This is a genomic window from Streptomyces sp. NBC_00448 (genome assembly GCF_036014115.1).
Lineage (GTDB): Bacteria > Actinomycetota > Actinomycetes > Streptomycetales > Streptomycetaceae > Actinacidiphila.
Genome location: NZ_CP107913.1, coordinates 4862590 through 4878559 on the forward strand (window position 1 = coordinate 4862590; position 15970 = coordinate 4878559).

Below are 15970 nucleotides of genomic sequence, written 5' to 3' on the forward strand. Positions count from 1 at the left end.
ATCAGCGGTCGTGCGCCTGCTCGGCTTCGCCCGGTCGGGATGGCACCAGCGGGAGGAATCGTGTCGGGGACTCGGGCGCCCCGCCCGTGAAGTGGCCGACAGCCTGGCGGCCTCACCGTGCCGCGGTCAGGTAGCGGTGTCGCCGGCGATCGAACCCCGCGCCCGCCTTGTGAGGCGGTTGCCGTCAAAGCCTGCCATCAAGGCAAACGTCAGAGGCCCCGTGGAGTGATCCACGGGGCCTCTGACCTGCTGTGCACTCGGCAGGATTCGAACCTGCAACCTTCTGATCCGTAGTCAGATGCTCTATCCGTTGAGCTACGAGTGCGGGTGGCTTCGCGGCTTTTTGGGGCCGGTCGGCGTCGCGGGAACAACATTACATGAGGGGGCGCGGGAGGTGAAATCGATAAGGGAGAGGGGCGGTGAGCTGGGGGAACGCGGCGCCGTGGGGGGTGCGGGTGGTGGGGGGAACGTGTGGAGAAGGTGCGCGGGAGAGGTGGGGCGTCCGGGGGGACGGGAGGCGGGGCGCCCGGGGGGAGGTGCGGGAAAAGGAAGGAGCCCCGGCCGTGGTGGGACGGCGGGGCTCCGGGAGAGGTGGCGGAGGCGGAGGGATTTGAACCCTCGATGGACGGTAAAGCCCAAACCGCATTAGCAGTGCGGCGCCATAGACCGGACTAGGCGACGCCTCCTGGTACGTGCCCGGGTGAGCGGGCGCGTGGGGAAATGATGGCACAGCCGGGAGGGCTGCGACCAATCCGAGAGTACGGTACAAGGCCGCGACCGGGCAGGGCAAAGGGATTGGCCGGTCGGCGGGTCCCTGGACGCGCCCACGAAGGGGTGGTTGGCCGGGGGGAGGAGCGGGCCGGCGGTAGGAGAAGGGCATGCACTCTTCGCCGCTCGCCCCCCTCCGGCCCGCCCGACCGGCTCGGCCCGCCCGATGGGCCCGCCTCGCCCGCCCGGGCGCCACGGCACTGACCGGCGCGGCCGTACTGACCGCGGCGCTGACGGGCGTCGCGTACGGCTCGGGGAACCCGCCGCACCGGCCGTCGCACCGGCCACCGGGCCCGCCCGCCTCGGTGTCCCCCCACTCGGTGCCGGCCATCTGGACCTCGGAACAGCCCGGCTCGAGCCTGGACGTGGCGTACGACGACGGCGCGGGCCACACCCGCAGCTACCGGCTGAGCTGCTCCCCGGCGCCCGAACCCGCCCCGGCGCCCACTCCGGCACCCGAACCCGCTCCCGCTCCCACTCCGGTGCCCGCACCCGGCCCCGACCCGACGACCGCCTGCGCCCACCTCGCCGAGATCGGCGGCCCGGTCCCCGCCGTACCTTCCGGCCAGATGTGCTCGATGATCTACGGCGGCCCGCAGTCCGCCCGGGTGGCCGGCGTCTGGCAGGGGCAGGCGGTGCGGGAGTCCTACCGCAGGACGAACGGCTGCGAGGTGGCCCGCTGGAACCGCATGGTCCCGGCGCTGCCCAACCCGGTGGCCGACGCCTCGCGCCAAGGCGCCGCCCCCGTACGAAGCTGAACGGCACATCACGCGGAACCCGACCCGCGGAACCCGAAGAACCCGTAGAACCCCGCCGGCCAGGCACGGAACCCCCGCGTTCCCGCTTTCGTGACGTACACCACACCTTCACCGCACAACCCCCAACCCCCCACCCCGTGACGGCACATGACCGTCCAACGCCACAGGAGCAACCCCGACCCGTACACTCGGTCTAGTGACATGGCCCGGTGGGCGGCGGCAAGATGGGCCGCCCGTGACGTCAGCCGACAGCGCCGTACGACTCAGGTGAGTTCGTCCGGACGCCGCGCCCGACACTGCGCGCCACACCGGGGACTGCGCCACGTGTAACAGCACATGCGGTAACAGGGAGGACGCGTCTCGTGAGCAGCAGGCCATCCAGAGGCGCTGCTCGCCTCGCCTCGATACTGGACGCCCTCCCGGACGCGCTGCTGCTGGTCAACGCCAACGGCACGGTGGTCAACGCGAACGCGATAGCGCTGGAGACCTTCGAGGCACCGGGCACGGCACTGGTCGGGCGCGGACTGCTGGACCTGCTGCCGTCGTTCGACCCGAAGCGCATCCCCGGGTCGATGCGCAGCCCGCAGGCGGCGGCCGACGACACCCGGACGAAGCCGACCCGGATGCAGGCGCGCCGCACCGACGGCTCGGAGTTCCCGGCCCAGGTGACGAGCGCGAACCTGGACGACAGCCGCACCGCGTACGCGGACTTCGGCGACGGCATGCCGCACTACACCGGCGACGAACTGCTGATGCTGGTGGTGCGCGACCTGTCCGGCACCGTGGACACCGAGGCCGAACTCGCCCGCCAGCAGCGGCAGACCGAGATGATCCTGCGGGCCGCGGCCGAGGGCGTGGTCGGCGTGGACACCGAGGGCAAGATCGTGCTGGTCAACCCGTCGGCCGCGCAGATCCTCGGCCACCGGGCGACCGACCTCGGCGGCAAGGAGCTGCACCCGCTGGTGCACCACTCCCGCCCGGACGGCTCACCGCTGGCGTACGAGGAGACCCCGCTCGCCGACACGCTGCGCTCGGGCCGCAAGCACCGGGTACGCGGCCAGGTGCTGTGGCGCAAGGACGGCAGGGCGGTGCCGGTGGACCTGACCACGGCGCCGGTCCGCGACGGCGACCAACTGGTCGGCGCGGTCATGACGTTCACCGACCGGACCCAGTACGACGCGCTGGCCGCCCGCACCGGGCAGCTCCGCGCGCTGCTGGACACCTCGCTGCGCGGACCGCTGGCCGAACTGCGCGCCGAGCTGACCGGGCTCGCCGCCGACCCGGCCGGGCAGCTGTGGCCGGAGGCCAACCAGATCCTGCACCACCTCTCCGCCGGATACGCCCGGATCACCACCCTGATCGACAACGTGCTGGACTTCCAGCGGCTGGACCGCGGCGACGACAAGCTGCACCGCTCGGTGATCGGCCTGGACGAGGTGGTGGCCGCGGCCGTCGAGGGCGCGGTCGAGCTGATCGGGCCCGGCCGGGCCCAGTTCGCCGTGCACGCGGCGCCGATCGAGGCGTCGGTGGACCCTGGGCGGATGGCCCAGGCGCTCGCCCACCTCGTCGCCGACGTGGCGGGGGTGGACTCGGCGGGCAACGCGATCGCGTACGCCGGGGACTCCACCATCGTGGTCGCGGTGGCCCAGCGCGGCGACGTCGTACGCATCGACGTGCGCGGCCCGAGCGCCGGCGGCGACCCGGTGCACCTGCCGCTGGCGCGCGGCGTCATCGAACGGCACGGCGGGGTGCTGCAGACCCATGAGGTGCCGGGCCAGGGCAGCGCGTACGTCCTCGAAGTGCCGCTCGGCCTCGACCCGGACACGGTGCGCGCCGCCCGGGCGGCAGCCGCGGAAGGCGGTTCCGGAACCGCCGGCGGCACGAGCGGCGGCAGGGGTACGGGCGCGTCCTCGCGCGGGGGCGCGCACTCCGGCGGGAACGGCGACGCGGCGCGCGCGGGCGCGGGTACGGCCGCGGCGACGGGTGCGGGGCCCGACGGTCCGGTGCCCGGCGGGCGTGCTGCCCGCCGTTCGCACGCGGCACCCGGCGGCGGGACGGACGCGGAGCGGGGGGAGCGGTCCGAGCCGGGCCCGCAGCCGCCCCACCCCGGCGACGACACCGGTACGGTCCTGGCGCCGTGGTCGATCCCGCCGGCCGCCGACCAGACCGAGGCCCCGACCGGGCGCCGGCGTGCGCTGCGGCGGCCCGTCGGCCGTCCGGAACACCCGCAGGGGCAGGAGCAACCGCAGGCCGGGCAGCAGGACCAGCCGCAGGCCCCGGCCGGGCCGCAGCCGGAGGCCGGCGCGCGGTCACCGCAGCCTCAGTCGCAGTCACCGTCGCCGCAGATTCCGCAGATCGGGCCAGGTGGTCCGGGCGGACCGGGTGGACCCGAGGGCGCCGACCCGGCGGAGGGCGTACGGCCGACCGGGCGCCGGGCCCGCAGGGGACGTCCGGCCGTGGAGGAGCAGTCCCCCGAGGGCGGCGGCGAGCTGCGGCAGCTTCCGGCGCCGCGCATCCCGAACGCGCTGCCCCCGGCCGACGGCGGCGCGGGCCGCGACGGCGCCCCGAACCCGGGCAACCAGCTCAGCCCGCCGAACCAGCTGAACCCGGCGAACCCGCAGGGCGGCCAGGACCCGGCCCCCGGTACCGGCCGCCGCGGTCGCCGCGCCCTCGAAGCCGCGCCGCAGCAGCCGCCCGTACCCGGGATGCCCTACCGGGAGGACCCGCCGGACAACGGTCACCCGCGGCCGCCGGCCCAGAGCTGGCCGCAGCCGGGTCCGGACGCGCCCGGCACCGACCCCGCCGCGCGGGCCGAGCCGCGCCCCGCGCCCGCCCCCGAACCGGCGGCGCCCCCGCAGCAGCCGGCCCCCCGGACCTGGCCCGACCCCGAACGGCCCGCGCCCGCACCGCCGTCCGCGCCGAACGACCACCCCGGCCACCCCGCGGCCGGCCCCGGACCCACTTCCTGGCCGCAGGCCGGTGGTCAGGGCGCCGCGCACCAGGACCCGCAAGGTGCCCACGACGGCACGCCCGGCAGCCGCGGCGGCCCGCAGCAGGACCCGTCGCAGCAGGCCCACAGCCGGGCCATAAGCGTGCGTACTCTCGGCCAGGGTGTGCCGTTCGGCGCCGACCCGCGCGAGCAGACGCCCACCCAGGCCGTACAGGCGCAGCACCCGCAGGGACTTCCCGCGCAGGTCGCGGCGGGCGGTTCCGGGCGCCGGCGCAGGCTCGCCGCACCCCAGCCGCAGAACCCGCAAGGACCGCAGGAGCTCCAACCGCCGCCCGGCCCGCAGCCGTTGCTGCCGAACCAGCAGCCCGGCCCGGGCGGCGAGCACCAGGCCCGCCAGCACCCGCAGGCCGACCCCGACAGCGGCCAGCTCCCGGTGCGCAAGCCGGACCCGCGCGGCCGCGGCCAGGCCGGCGGGGAGCGCGACACCGCGCTGCTGCGGCCCGTGCCGCCGCTGGAGGAGCAGCAACCGCAGCCGCCGGGCCGGTCGTACGCGATCGGGGCGCCCGCGGCGGGCGCGGCCGAGGGACCGGAGCTGCTGGACGGGCCGAACGGCGCGGTGGACGTCACCGACGTGCCCGTCGGAGAGGCCGCCGACGACCGCCACGAGGAGCCGCTGGACGAGCCGCGCCGCTTGCTGGTGTGGCCCGAGCCCGACGTCTCGACCCGGCAGGCGCTCACCGACCGGGGCTACCGTCCGGTGATCGTACGATCCCGCGAAGAGGTCGACGCGCAGGTCGCCGAGCCGCCCGCCGCGCTGTTCGTGGACCCGCTGACCGGGCCGATCACCCGGACCGCGCTGCAGGCGCTGCGCCAGGCCGCGGCCGCCGCCGAGGTCCCGGTGCTGGTGACGGCCGGTCTCGGCCAGGCGACCCGCGAGGCCGCGTACGGCGCCGACCCGGCGGTGCTGCTGAAGGCGCTCGCGCCGCGCGACAGCGAGCAGCACCCGCCGCGGGTGCTGCTGGTGGAGGGCCACGACCCGATCGCGATGGCGTTCTCGGCCACGCTGGAGCGGCGCGGAATGCAGGTCACCCACGCCGACTCCGAGGCCGACGCGATGACCAAGGCCGCCCAGATCCACCCGAACCTGGTGGTGATGGACCTCATGCTGATCCGGCGGCGCCGCCAGGGCATCGTGGACTGGCTGCGCGGCAACTCCCGGCTCAACAGCACGCCGCTGGTCGTCTACACCTCCGCGGACATCGACCCGGCCGAGCTGCCGCGGCTGGCGTCCGGCGAGACCGTGCTGTTCCTCGCGGAGCGGTCGACCAGCACGGATGTGCAGTCCAGGATCGTGGACCTGCTGGGGAAGATCGGCACGTAGCGGAGCGAGCGCGGACGGCGGGCCGTCTCGGACGGAAGGCGCCAGGGCGGCGGGCGGCGGGGCACCGGACCCTCGGCACCAGGCGAGCGCGGGTGCGGAATACCCGGGGGCGGTAAACCGTTCGGACCGCTCCAGGCGCTTTGCTAGGGTCGGCCCATGACCGCACACGCCTTCGCGATGATGCCCCGCAGGGGCCGCTGACGCGAACGTGTGACGCATCCGAGGCCCCGAGTCGGGGCCTCGTTCGCGTGTCGCGGGTCGGAGCCCCGCCGCCCTGATCGCAGGAGGTTCCGATGTCGCGCTTCTACGTCACGACCACGATCCCTTACGTCAACTCCCGTCCGCACCTCGGCTTCGCGCTGGAACTGGTGCAGGCCGACGTGCTGGCCAGGCGGGCCCGCCAGGCCGGCCGGGACGTCCGCTTCCTGACCGGCACCGACGACAACTCGCTGAAAAACGTGCTCGCCGCCGAGGCCGAGGGCGTCCCCGTACAGGAGCTGGTGGACCGCAACGCGACCGCGTTCGCCGATCTGCGCGAGCCCCTCGCGCTCTCCTTCGACGACTTCATCCGCACCAGCAGCGACCCCCGGCACCGGGTCGGCGTCGAGCGGCTGTGGGAGCGGGTCGCCGCGACCGGCGACCTGTACCGCAAGCACTACGAAGGGCTGTACTGCGTCGGCTGCGAGCAGTTCTACACACCGGACGAGCTCACCGCGGACGGCCTGTGCCCCGAGCACCTGACCAGGCCGCACCTCGTGGCCGAGGAGAACTGGTTCTTCCGGCTGTCCCGCTACGGCGACCGGCTGCGCGCGCTGATCACCGACGGCACCCTGCGGATCGAGCCCGCCGCGCGCCGCAACGAGGTGCTGGCCCTGATCGACTCCGGGCTGCACGACTTCTCCGTCTCCCGCTCGCAGCGCCGCGCCCGCGGCTGGGGCATCCCGGTGCCCGGCGACCCCGACCAGGTCGTCTACGTCTGGTGGGACGCCCTCGGCAACTACGTCACGAGCCTCGGATACGGCAGCGGGGCACCGGACTTCGAACGGTGGTGGGGCGTGGAGGCGGCCGGGGGTACGGCCGCGGGGGCGGAAACAGGTACGGGCTCGGGCGACGGGCGGCGGGTGCACCTCGTGGGGAAGGGCGTGCTGCGCTTCCACGCCGTGTACTGGCCCGCGATGCTGCTGTCGGCCGGGCTGCCGCTGCCGACGGACGTCCTGGTGCACGACTATCTGACCGTCGACGGCCGCAAGATCAGCAAGTCGGTGGGGACCGCGGTGGACCCGGCGGAACTGGCGGCGGAGGTCGGCACCGACGCGGTGCGCTGGTGGCTGCTGCTCGACGTGCCCCGGATCGGGGACGCGGACTACACCCGGGAACGTCTGGTGGCCCGCGCGGACGCCGACCTCGCGGGCGGTCTGGGCAACGTGGTGAACCGGATCGTCACCATGGTGCACTCCTACCGCGGCGGCCGGGTGCCGGAGTCGGCCGAACAGCCCGCCGGCACGGAGGAGGTGGCGGCCGCATGCGAGGCGGCGCCCGGGCGGATCGACGCGGCGCTGGAGGCGTTCGACTTCCGTCGGGCCGGCGCGGCGGTCCGGTCGATCGTGGAGGAGGCGAACCGCGCGGTGGAGGCCACCCGTCCCTGGGAGTCGGCGAAGGCCGAGCGCGGCGGTGACCCGGCGGCGGGCGCACGGCTCGACGCGGTCCTGGCCGCGCTGCACCGCGGGTGCGTGGCCCTGGCGGTGGCGGTCGAGCCGTTCCTGCCGGGGGCGGCGGCCCGGATCGCCGCGCAGGTCACCCCGGTTGACGGGGTGCTGCCCCCGGCCCGCCCGCTGTTCCCGCGGATCGGGGCGGAGGCGAAGGGGTGAGCGCGGGTGCGTGACGACGGCGCGGGACCGTGGCGACGGGCCCGACCGTCATCGCGGCGCGGCACCGCAATTGATCGGCGCGGCACCGTAACCGCGGCGCGGGGACCGTACCGTTCGGCCGGTACGGTCCCGCTCGTCGCGGCCGGCGCTAGAGGCGGGTGACGTCCAACTCGCCGTCCGCGTAGGACTTCCGGATCACCTTCTTGTCGAACTTGCCGACGCTCGTCTTCGGTACGGTCGGCACGATCGCCCAGCGCTCGGGCACCTGCCAGTGGGCGATCCGTTCGGCGAGGAAGTCGCGCAGCTCGGTGTAGTCGGCGGTGGCGCCCTCGCGCAGCACGACGGTGGCGAGCGGGCGCTCGCCCCAGCGTTCGTCGGGGACGGCGACCACGGCCGCCTCGGCGATGTCGGGGTGCGCCATGAGGTGGTTCTCCAGGTCGACCGAGGAGATCCACTCGCCGCCGGACTTGATGACGTCCTTCGCGCGGTCGGTGAGGGTGAGGAAGCCGTCGTCGGAGATCACCCCGACGTCGCCGGTGCGCAGCCAGCCGTCCGGGCTGAACTTGTCCTCCGGCCGCAGCGGTTCCTCGCCGGCGCCGCCGTAGTACGCGGCGGCGATCCACGGGCCGCGCACCTCCAGCTCGCCCGCGGACTGCCCGTCCCACGGCATCTGCGAGCCGTCCGGGCCGATCAGCCGCGCCTCGACGGAGGCGGGGAAGCGGCCCTGCGTGATGCGGTACTCCCACTCCTCCTCCGGGGTGAGGTCGCCCGGCGGGTGGGCGATGGTGCCCAGCGGGGACGTCTCGGTCATGCCCCACGCCTGGACCAGCCGCACCCCCAGCTGCTCGTCGAACGCCTTCATCAGCGCGGGCGGGCAGGCCGAGCCGCCGATGGTGACCTGCTTGAGCGAACCGACGTCGCGCGGCTTGGCGGTCAGCTCGCCGAGCAGGCCCTGCCAGATGGTCGGGACGGCGGCGGCGTGGGTGGGGCGCTCGCTCTCGATCATCTCGGCGAGCGGGCCGGGCTGGAGGAAGCGGTCCGGCATCAGCAGGTTGATCCCGGACATGAAGGCGGCGTGCGGCAGGCCCCAGGCGTTGACGTGGAACATCGGCACGACCGGCAGCGAGGTGTCGCGGTTGGTCAGGCCCATCGACTCGGCGGAGATGACCTGGAGGGAGTGCAGGTAGACCGAGCGATGGGAGAAGACCACGCCCTTGGGGTCGCCGGTGGTCCCGGAGGTGTAGCACATGGCCGCGGCCTCGCGTTCGTCCAGCTCCGGCCAGTCGTACCTGGCCGGGCGGCCGGCGAGCAGTTCCTCGTAGTCGTGCACGGCCGGGCGGACGCCGTCCAGCGGTGACCGGTCGCCGGGGCCGACGACGACCAGGTGCTCGACGCTCTCCAGGGCCGGCAGCAGCGGGGCGAGCAGCGGAAGCAGGGTGCCGTTGACGAGGATCACCCGGTCGGCGGCGTGGTTGACGATCCAGCTCAGCTGGCCGGCGGGCAGCCGCAGGTTGAGGGTGTGCAGCACCGCACCCATGGCGGGGATCGCGAGGTACGCCTCCATGTGCTCGGCGTTGTTCCACATGAGGGTCGCGACCCGGTCGCCGCGGCCGACGCCGAGTTCGTCGCGCAGGGCGCCTGCGAGCTGGACGGCACGGACGCCGGTCTCCCGGAACGTGCGGCGCTGCGGCTGGTCCCCGCCGGTCCAGGTGGTGATCGTGGACCGGCCGTGCACCAGCGTGCCGTGCACGAGGATGCGGGTGACGGTCAGCGGAACGTCCTGCATAGTGCTGAGCACGCGGGCCTCCGGGCGACTACGAGGGGTGTGCCCGCGATTCTGCGTCCATACCGCGGGGTATGTCACTACCCCGCGGGGATTCCGCCGGTCCGTCGCCGGGTGCGGTCAGGCGACGGACAGCTCCAGCTCGGCGTCGTCCCGGAGCTTGCCGAGGGCGCGGGAGACCGCGCTCTTGACGGTGCCGACCGAGACGCCGAGCGCCTCCGCGGTCTGCACCTCGCTCATGTCCTCGTAGTAGCGCAGCACCACCATGGCGCGCTGCCGCGGCGGGAGCCGCGCTATCGCCCGCAGCAGCGCGTCGCGCTGGGCCTGCTGCTCGATGAGGTCGGGCCCGATGGTGGCCGGCTCCGGCAGTTCGTCGGTGCTGAACTCGTCCACCCGGCGCTTGCGCCACTGCGACGTGCGGGTGTTGACCAGGGTACGGCGGACGTAGCCGTCGACCGCGCGGTGGTCGTCGATCCGGTCCCAGGCGAGGTAGGTCTTGGTCAGGGCCGTCTGCAGCAGGTCTTCCGCGTCGGAGGGGTTGGGGGTCAAGGAGCGCGCGGTGCGCAGCAGCGTCGGGCCCTTGCTCCGGACGTAGGCCGTGAACTGCGTCGTATTGGCGCTGGTGCACACTGGCGTGGTCATGGTTCAAAGGTAGGAGCCGGGGCACGGTCGGCGGATCGGCCGCAGGTGCCGACACGGAATCACCCTCAGGTCGTAGGCCGGGGGCTGTCCCCACCCCCCGGGGGTGGAGCCGGGGGTGGCCGTCCCGCAGGGGATCGGCTCGCGGGAGTAGGGGTCGGGCCGGGACGCGGGGCCGCACGTCGGGCTTGTACGCCCGGCCGGCACGCGGGTGGCGGTTCGCTACGGCTCAGCCGACGATGGCGACCGGGGCGTCCACCAGGTCGCGGTCGATGCTCAGCTTCTTCCCGCCGTGCGACTCGGAGACGGCGCCGTGGTACTGGTGGATACGCGCGTGCGGGGTCCACGCGTCGGACCCGAGCGACGGCTCGTCGGTCAGCGTCGGGGTCACCCCCCAGCGGGCGTACCAGAGCACCTGCGGCAGGTCGGACACGCCCGCCAGCCGCGACTTCGCCATGTGCTTGATGCCCGAGTCGGCGCTGCTGTAGAACCCGGAGACGTATCCGGCCGCCGCCACGCCCTTGTCCCATGCCTGGATGTACTTCAACGTCGCCGTCGCGCACGAAGCGTTCCCGATGTCGTACGCCTCCATGTCGAGGTAGAGCGCGCTGCCCGGCTCCAGCCCGAGGGCGTCCGCCTGCTGCACCGCGTCGGCGGCCTCGCTCGCGCCCTGGGACGTGGGCTGCTCGGTGTCGATCCGGTAAGGGTTCTTGTTGGAGCCCGTCACGCACGGGCTCTGCGAGCCGACGTAGATCGGCAGCAGGCTCCATCCGGCCTTGGTGGTCTGCCGGACCCAGTCCGGGGTCAGATGGGTCTGCGACTTGCAGGCCCTGGCCCGGCCGCCGAAGTAGATCCCCGCCGCCCGGTAGTCGGAGTGGGCGATCCACGCGTTCATGGTGGCGAGGTCGGGGGCCTGGCAGGTGTCGAACGCCTGCCCGCTGAAGTTGCGCTGGGCGTCGGACGGGATGGCGGCGTCCGCGGGCACCGCCGGGAGCAGCAGCCCGGTCAGCGCGAGGGCACCCGCAAGGAAATAACGGATAAAAGCACTGGTTTCGGTCATTGGTTGAGTCAACGATGATCACGCCGCCGCACCGCGCAGACACGCCGGGAGGCCACGAAAGCCGCCCACCCGTCCGCCCGCGCCGCCCCTGTACGGGGGTAGGGCGGGGGGCGATGCGGGGCCGTGCGGTGCGAGGCGGGTCGGCGCGGGTCGGCGCCGGCCGGAGTGGGGCGATCAGGGTGGGGCGCCCGGCGGCCACGGGAGTCGGATCGGCGCGGACCAGCGGGCCCGGGCCCGGCAGTGACCCGACGGTGGCCCGGAGAACCGGCACCGGCAGATATTTGTCCACAGGCTGTGGACAAGTTGTCGCCCCTCGCACCCCCACCCGAGCATCGCCCCCTCCACCCCATCCGCCCCTCCACTCGACCGCGAGCGCCGCACCGCCCTCGGCCACGCCGCCACGAGCCCTCCCCGCGGCCCCTCCCGAGCCGGCATCCCCCGCCGCGCACCAGCAGGCCACCACGTGGGCGATCCCCCTCTCATCGCCCACCGCCCGACCCGGCACAGCGCCACCTCACCGCCGACCCCGATTCCGCGCCCGCCGTACGTCACTTCACCGGTCCACCCCATCACCTCGCGTCAGCTCACCCCACTCGCCACCCTCCTCCTCACCCCTCCGCGCCGTGCCCGTCCCGCGCACCGTGACCGTCCACCGCTCCCCACGTCCGCCGTGCCCATGGCCCCACCCCGCCCTCGTCGTCGCCCTCCCCGAGGGTCCGGGACGCGCGACGACACTCTCGCGCCGCCGCGCGTCCCGTGTGACCAGGCCCCTCCTCAGCGGACCGGTGCGACAGGCGCGCCCGGCCCGCGGCTCACCACAGCGGCGAGAAGTGGATGCCCACCGTGTTCTGGTCGACGGACGTGAAGGCCGAACCCGCCACGTTGGCCGTGTTGTTCACGTTCGAGGCGCCGGCTCCGGTGGCGGCCTGCTGAGTCGTCGTCACGTTCCCGAAGTTGCCGCCACCCACGTTGCCACCGGAGTTGCTCACCACCGTCGCGTTCGAGTGGCCACCCGCAATTGAACCGTTGTCGGCCGTGGCGGTGCCGGCGAACAGCACTCCCGCAAGGGGCAGTGCCGCGACGGCGGCCAGGACACGGACGGTACGGATGCTTGCCATGGTGTTCCCTCCCAGGGGACATACTCTCTGAGGTTCGGGGAGCGGCCGGCCGACCGCTCCGCCGGCTTGTTCGGCGTCGCCATCAGCAGACTTGCCCACCCGGTCGCCCGTAATGCCCCACCATGATCCGTTTCCCTCGCACGCGTGACGATCTGTCGATAAACCCGTCTTCCGCCCTTTTCAGGAGCACTTGACGCACTCGGTACGGGCTCGCACCCCCCGCGCCGGGATCAGCCGCCGAGATGCGGCGTCCCGCCGATCACCACCGGTCGCATCCCCACCCCGTCGCGCACCCACCAGCTCAGCGACGCGTTCGGCACCTGCGCCGGCATCGTCGCGGCCCGCGCCCCGCCGATCCCCGCGAGCACGCGGCCGACCGCCGGCACCACCGCGTCGTGCGCCACGAGCAGCACCCGGCGTCCGGCCGCCGCGGGACCCAACTCCGTCAGGAAGTCCCTGACCCGCAACGTCACATCCGCCAACGACTCGCCGCCCGGCGGCCGGTAGAACCACTCGCCCACCCGCTCGCGCCGATCCGCCTCCGCGGGGGCGTACGCGCGCACCGCCGGCGGCGTCATCAGTTCCAGCACGCCCATCTCCCGGTCCCGCAGCCGCTCGTCCACGAGCGCTGGCCCGTACGACGCCCCCGCCGCGTCCGCGACCGACGCCATCACCTCCCACGTCCGCACCGCCCGCGCATAGGGCGAGCAGATCACCGACTGCGGCCGCTCCCGCGCTCCCAGCCCGGCCAGCCACCGCCCGAGCGCCTCCGCCTGCCGCACCCCGGTCGCCGACAGCGGCACCTGCGCGTCGGTGGGCTCCGCCACCCGCAGGTCCGCGTCCCCGGTCTCCACGGCACGCGCGAACAGCTCGTTCGCCGCGCTCTCCCCGTGCCGCACCACCGTCAGCCGCGCCAACTCGCAGCCGTACGGCATCGATCCGTCCACCACCGGGGCTCCTCCTCCACCGCGGCACCGCGCGTGGCCGCGTGCACCCCCAAACCTAGGCCCTGTCCGGGCGCGATCCACCGCCCGGACAGGGCCCGCCCGCCCCCTCAACCCTCGTCGAACCAGGGCCTGTCCGTGGCCCAGTGCCGTACCCACCCCGCGAAACCCGCGTCCCCGCCGGTGTGTCCGAACTCCGCGCCGAAGGGCACCGCGCCCTCACCGGTGATCAGCCACACGTGTCCCCGCTGCGGCCCCGAGACCACCAGGTGCCAGTACATGCCGCACCCGTCCGTCCCCAGCACGACGGAACCGTCGTCGAACACGCGCTCAAGGACGGGGTCGATCTCCGCCACGGGCCGCGGATCGTCCTCCCACACCCACGCGTCCGTCAGCGGAAACGGCCGCCCCAACTCCCTTTCCCGCCGCCCGTTCCGGCCCTTCTGCCCGCTCCGCCCGTCGTCGCCGCCCGCACCGCCGAGGCTCACCAGCCCGAACTCCGGTGGCCCGAGCGGCGAGCCGTCCGCCACCTCGGCGACGAACGTCCGGTACGGCTCCGGCAGCACCACCCCGCACTCCGCCTCGAACGCCCGCACCCCTTCCCACCCGAGCGCCGACGCTCCCCCGTCGTCGACGCCGAACGCCGCCCGAAGCGCGTCCAATTCCTCCCGCGATGCGTTCTCCACGTCCATGACCCCATGCGTAGCACGCACCTACGACAACGCGGCCCGTCCGCACCGACCGGCCACGCCCGTTGTCGTACCCCTGTGGTGAGGTGGCATCAGACGACAACGGGCGAGGAACGGTGGGGGCGATGGGCGAGCGTACGCAGTGGCGGCCATTCCTGGAGCAGTGGAGCGCGGAGTGGGTCGCGGCGCACGACCCGGAGCAGCACCTGCCGCTCGCGGAGGAGGTCGTCCGGGACACCTGGCTCGGCTTCGCGCCGGCGGGCGAGGCCGAGGTGGCGTCCGCCGAGGCCCGGCTGGGGCGCCGGCTGCCGCCCTCGCTGCGGGAGTTCCTGCTCGTCACCAACGGGTGGCGCGACGCGGGCGACTTCATCTACCGGCTGGCGGGCACCGAGGAGCTGGCGTGGCTGCGGGACACCGACGACCGCACCTGGATCGAGGTGTACGAGGACCTCGCGGCGGACAGCGCCGAGGACGATGAGGACGACGATGAGGACGAGGACGAGGAGGAGGAAGACGAGGAGGAGCCGTTCGAGATCGCGGAGGCGAAGGTCCTCGCGCGTTCGCTGCGGCTGTCCCTCGACGGTGACGCCGCCGTCATGCTGCTCGACCCGGACGACGTGGACGCGGACGGCGAGTGGGCGGCGTACTGGCTCGCGTCCTGGTCCGGCATGGGTCCTGAGCGGTACGACTCGTTCCACGACCTCATGCGTCGGCAGTGGGTGTCCTTCCACGCCCTGCGCAAGCCGCCCGGCGCCACGCGCGACCACTGGGACGCGCAGGTCGAACAGGCCCGTCGTCAGGCGCTGGCCGGCGCGGTGGACGAGCCGCTCGCCCTGTTCGCCAAGGCGCACGAGTACGGCAGCGAGCGCGCCGATGTGCTGAGCGCGCAGATGACGGCGCTGCTCGGCGACTGGCGCGGCGTCATCGCGAACCTGCTGTGGCACGTCCCCGGCGGCGACGACCTCCTGCTCGGACCGCTGTTCGCCACGGAGTTGCTGCCGTTGCTGGTCCGGCACGACCAGCTCGCCCACCCGCACGACCTGCGGCCCCTGCCACGCCTCAAGGAACAGGCGTCAGAACCGGTGCGCGCGCTCATCCGCGACCACGAAGCCCGAGCCGCCGAGCCGGGCTTCCGACTCACCTTCGGCGGGGCCGAGTTCGACGCCGCGGTGCACGCCGTCGCCGACCGCCTCGCCGCACACCCCGCCTTCCGCACCCCCGACGAGGAGCCGATGGACAGGGGCCCGATCGTCGTCACCCTCTACGCGACACACGGCGGCCCGACCCCCGAACCGGGCCCGCTGTCCAGCCCCGCCCGGGTCCGAGCGGCCCGCGAGGCCCTGTGCGAGGAGGCATGGCCCGAACTCCGGGCGGCACTGGCCCTGTGGCGCCCACTGAGCGAGGACCACATCGCCCCGATATCCCTGCTCGCCGACCCCGTCCTGGCCCAGCTGATCACCCCGGACCGCGGCCGTGCGATCCTCGCCACCCCCCGCGGCGCGGACCCCGGCGTCACTTCTTGATCAGCTTGCCGTTCGCGTCGAGTCCGTGGTCCTGCCAGTACAGGTCCCACTTGTCACCGACGCGCTTCGGCTCCTGCCCCTTCGGGTAGCGGACGGTGCCCGCCGGCGGCTCCTTGCCCTTGGTGACGCACTGGCCGCCGCCCTCCGGCCCGACCGCCTGGACCGGATACTCGTTCGACGTGCACTCGCGATCCCGCAGGTCCACGCCACACGCCGTACTCGTCGCCACGACCGCGGCGCCCACCAGCACCGCCCCGACCATCGACGCCCGTATCCCGTGCCGCCCCGCTGCCCTGACGGCACCGCTTCGGTTCCGGCCCCGGCTGTCCTTCGTCATCATCCGCTCCCGATGTTCGATGGGAACAGCCTGCCCGGCCGGAGATCATCCCTCATCGGCTCAGCTACTCAACCCGCGATGAGTACCCGCACCCGTCGGCCCACCCGCCTCGCAGCCAGGGCGGACGGGGTCGGCGGGCGGGCGGGTGGGCA

Annotated in this window: 11 protein-coding genes and 2 tRNA genes; 4 read left to right on the forward strand and 9 right to left on the reverse strand. The window is 74.1% G+C overall.

The window, feature by feature from the left end; genetic code table 11:
* Window positions 1–252: 252 nt before the first annotated feature.
* Window positions 253–325 (reverse strand) — tRNA-Arg (locus OG370_RS20695).
* A gap of 267 nt (window positions 326–592) precedes the next feature.
* A tRNA-Ser gene (locus tag OG370_RS20700) sits at window positions 593–686 on the reverse strand.
* A gap of 192 nt (window positions 687–878) precedes the next feature.
* On the opposite strand from OG370_RS20700, the gene OG370_RS20705 reads away from it, so the two are divergent.
* From OG370_RS20705 to metG, 3 genes are all read left to right on the forward strand, one after another.
* Window positions 879–1526 carry an SSI family serine proteinase inhibitor gene (locus OG370_RS20705; RefSeq protein ID WP_328466415.1) on the forward strand — a complete coding sequence of 216 codons (648 nt, stop codon included), beginning with the start codon at window positions 879–881 and terminating at the stop codon, window positions 1524–1526.
* A 362-nt stretch (window positions 1527–1888) separates the two neighbouring features.
* The gene (locus OG370_RS20710) at window positions 1889–5857 is read left to right on the forward strand and encodes a PAS domain-containing protein (RefSeq protein WP_328466416.1); all 3969 of its coding nucleotides are present in this window, start codon (window positions 1889–1891) and stop codon (window positions 5855–5857) included.
* Between the two features lie 293 nt (window positions 5858–6150).
* Entirely contained in the window at window positions 6151–7725 is a 1575-nt protein-coding gene (gene metG / locus OG370_RS20715) for a methionine--tRNA ligase (RefSeq protein ID WP_328466417.1), read from the forward strand.
* Between the two features lie 148 nt (window positions 7726–7873).
* Here the strand turns inward: metG and OG370_RS20720 are convergent, their stop codons facing one another.
* From OG370_RS20720 to OG370_RS20745, 6 genes are all read right to left on the reverse strand, one after another.
* Window positions 7874–9523 (reverse strand): long-chain fatty acid--CoA ligase, encoded by a 1650-nt coding sequence (locus tag OG370_RS20720; protein ID WP_328466418.1) that lies wholly within the window; start codon window positions 9521–9523, stop codon window positions 7874–7876.
* Window positions 9524–9628: 105 nt separating this feature from the next.
* On the reverse strand, window positions 9629–10150 hold the full coding sequence (locus tag OG370_RS20725; protein ID WP_328466419.1) for a SigE family RNA polymerase sigma factor: 522 nt from the start codon (window positions 10148–10150) through the stop codon (window positions 9629–9631).
* Window positions 10151–10376: 226 nt separating this feature from the next.
* Entirely contained in the window at window positions 10377–11207 is an 831-nt protein-coding gene (locus OG370_RS20730; protein WP_328466420.1) for a glycoside hydrolase domain-containing protein, read from the reverse strand.
* 812 nt (window positions 11208–12019) lie between these two features.
* On the reverse strand, window positions 12020–12325 hold the full coding sequence (locus OG370_RS20735; protein WP_328466422.1) for a hypothetical protein: 306 nt from the start codon (window positions 12323–12325) through the stop codon (window positions 12020–12022).
* Window positions 12326–12555: 230 nt separating this feature from the next.
* Window positions 12556–13260, reverse strand: coding sequence for a histidine phosphatase family protein (locus OG370_RS20740; RefSeq protein ID WP_328474275.1), 705 nt, complete (start codon window positions 13258–13260; stop codon window positions 12556–12558).
* A 119-nt stretch (window positions 13261–13379) separates the two neighbouring features.
* Window positions 13380–13961, reverse strand: a complete 582-nt coding sequence (locus OG370_RS20745) for an SMI1/KNR4 family protein (protein WP_328466424.1) — start codon at window positions 13959–13961, stop codon at window positions 13380–13382.
* Window positions 13962–14083: 122 nt separating this feature from the next.
* Between OG370_RS20745 and OG370_RS20750 the strand changes: the two genes are divergently transcribed.
* On the forward strand, window positions 14084–15481 hold the full coding sequence (locus OG370_RS20750; RefSeq protein WP_328466426.1) for an SMI1/KNR4 family protein: 1398 nt from the start codon (window positions 14084–14086) through the stop codon (window positions 15479–15481).
* Here OG370_RS20750 and OG370_RS20755 read toward each other — a convergent pair.
* A complete protein-coding gene (locus OG370_RS20755; protein ID WP_328466428.1) occupies window positions 15471–15818 on the reverse strand; it encodes an SCO0607 family lipoprotein in 348 nt (115 codons plus the stop codon). The genes OG370_RS20750 and OG370_RS20755 overlap by 11 nt on opposite strands.
* Between the last annotated feature and the right edge of the window lie 152 nt (window positions 15819–15970).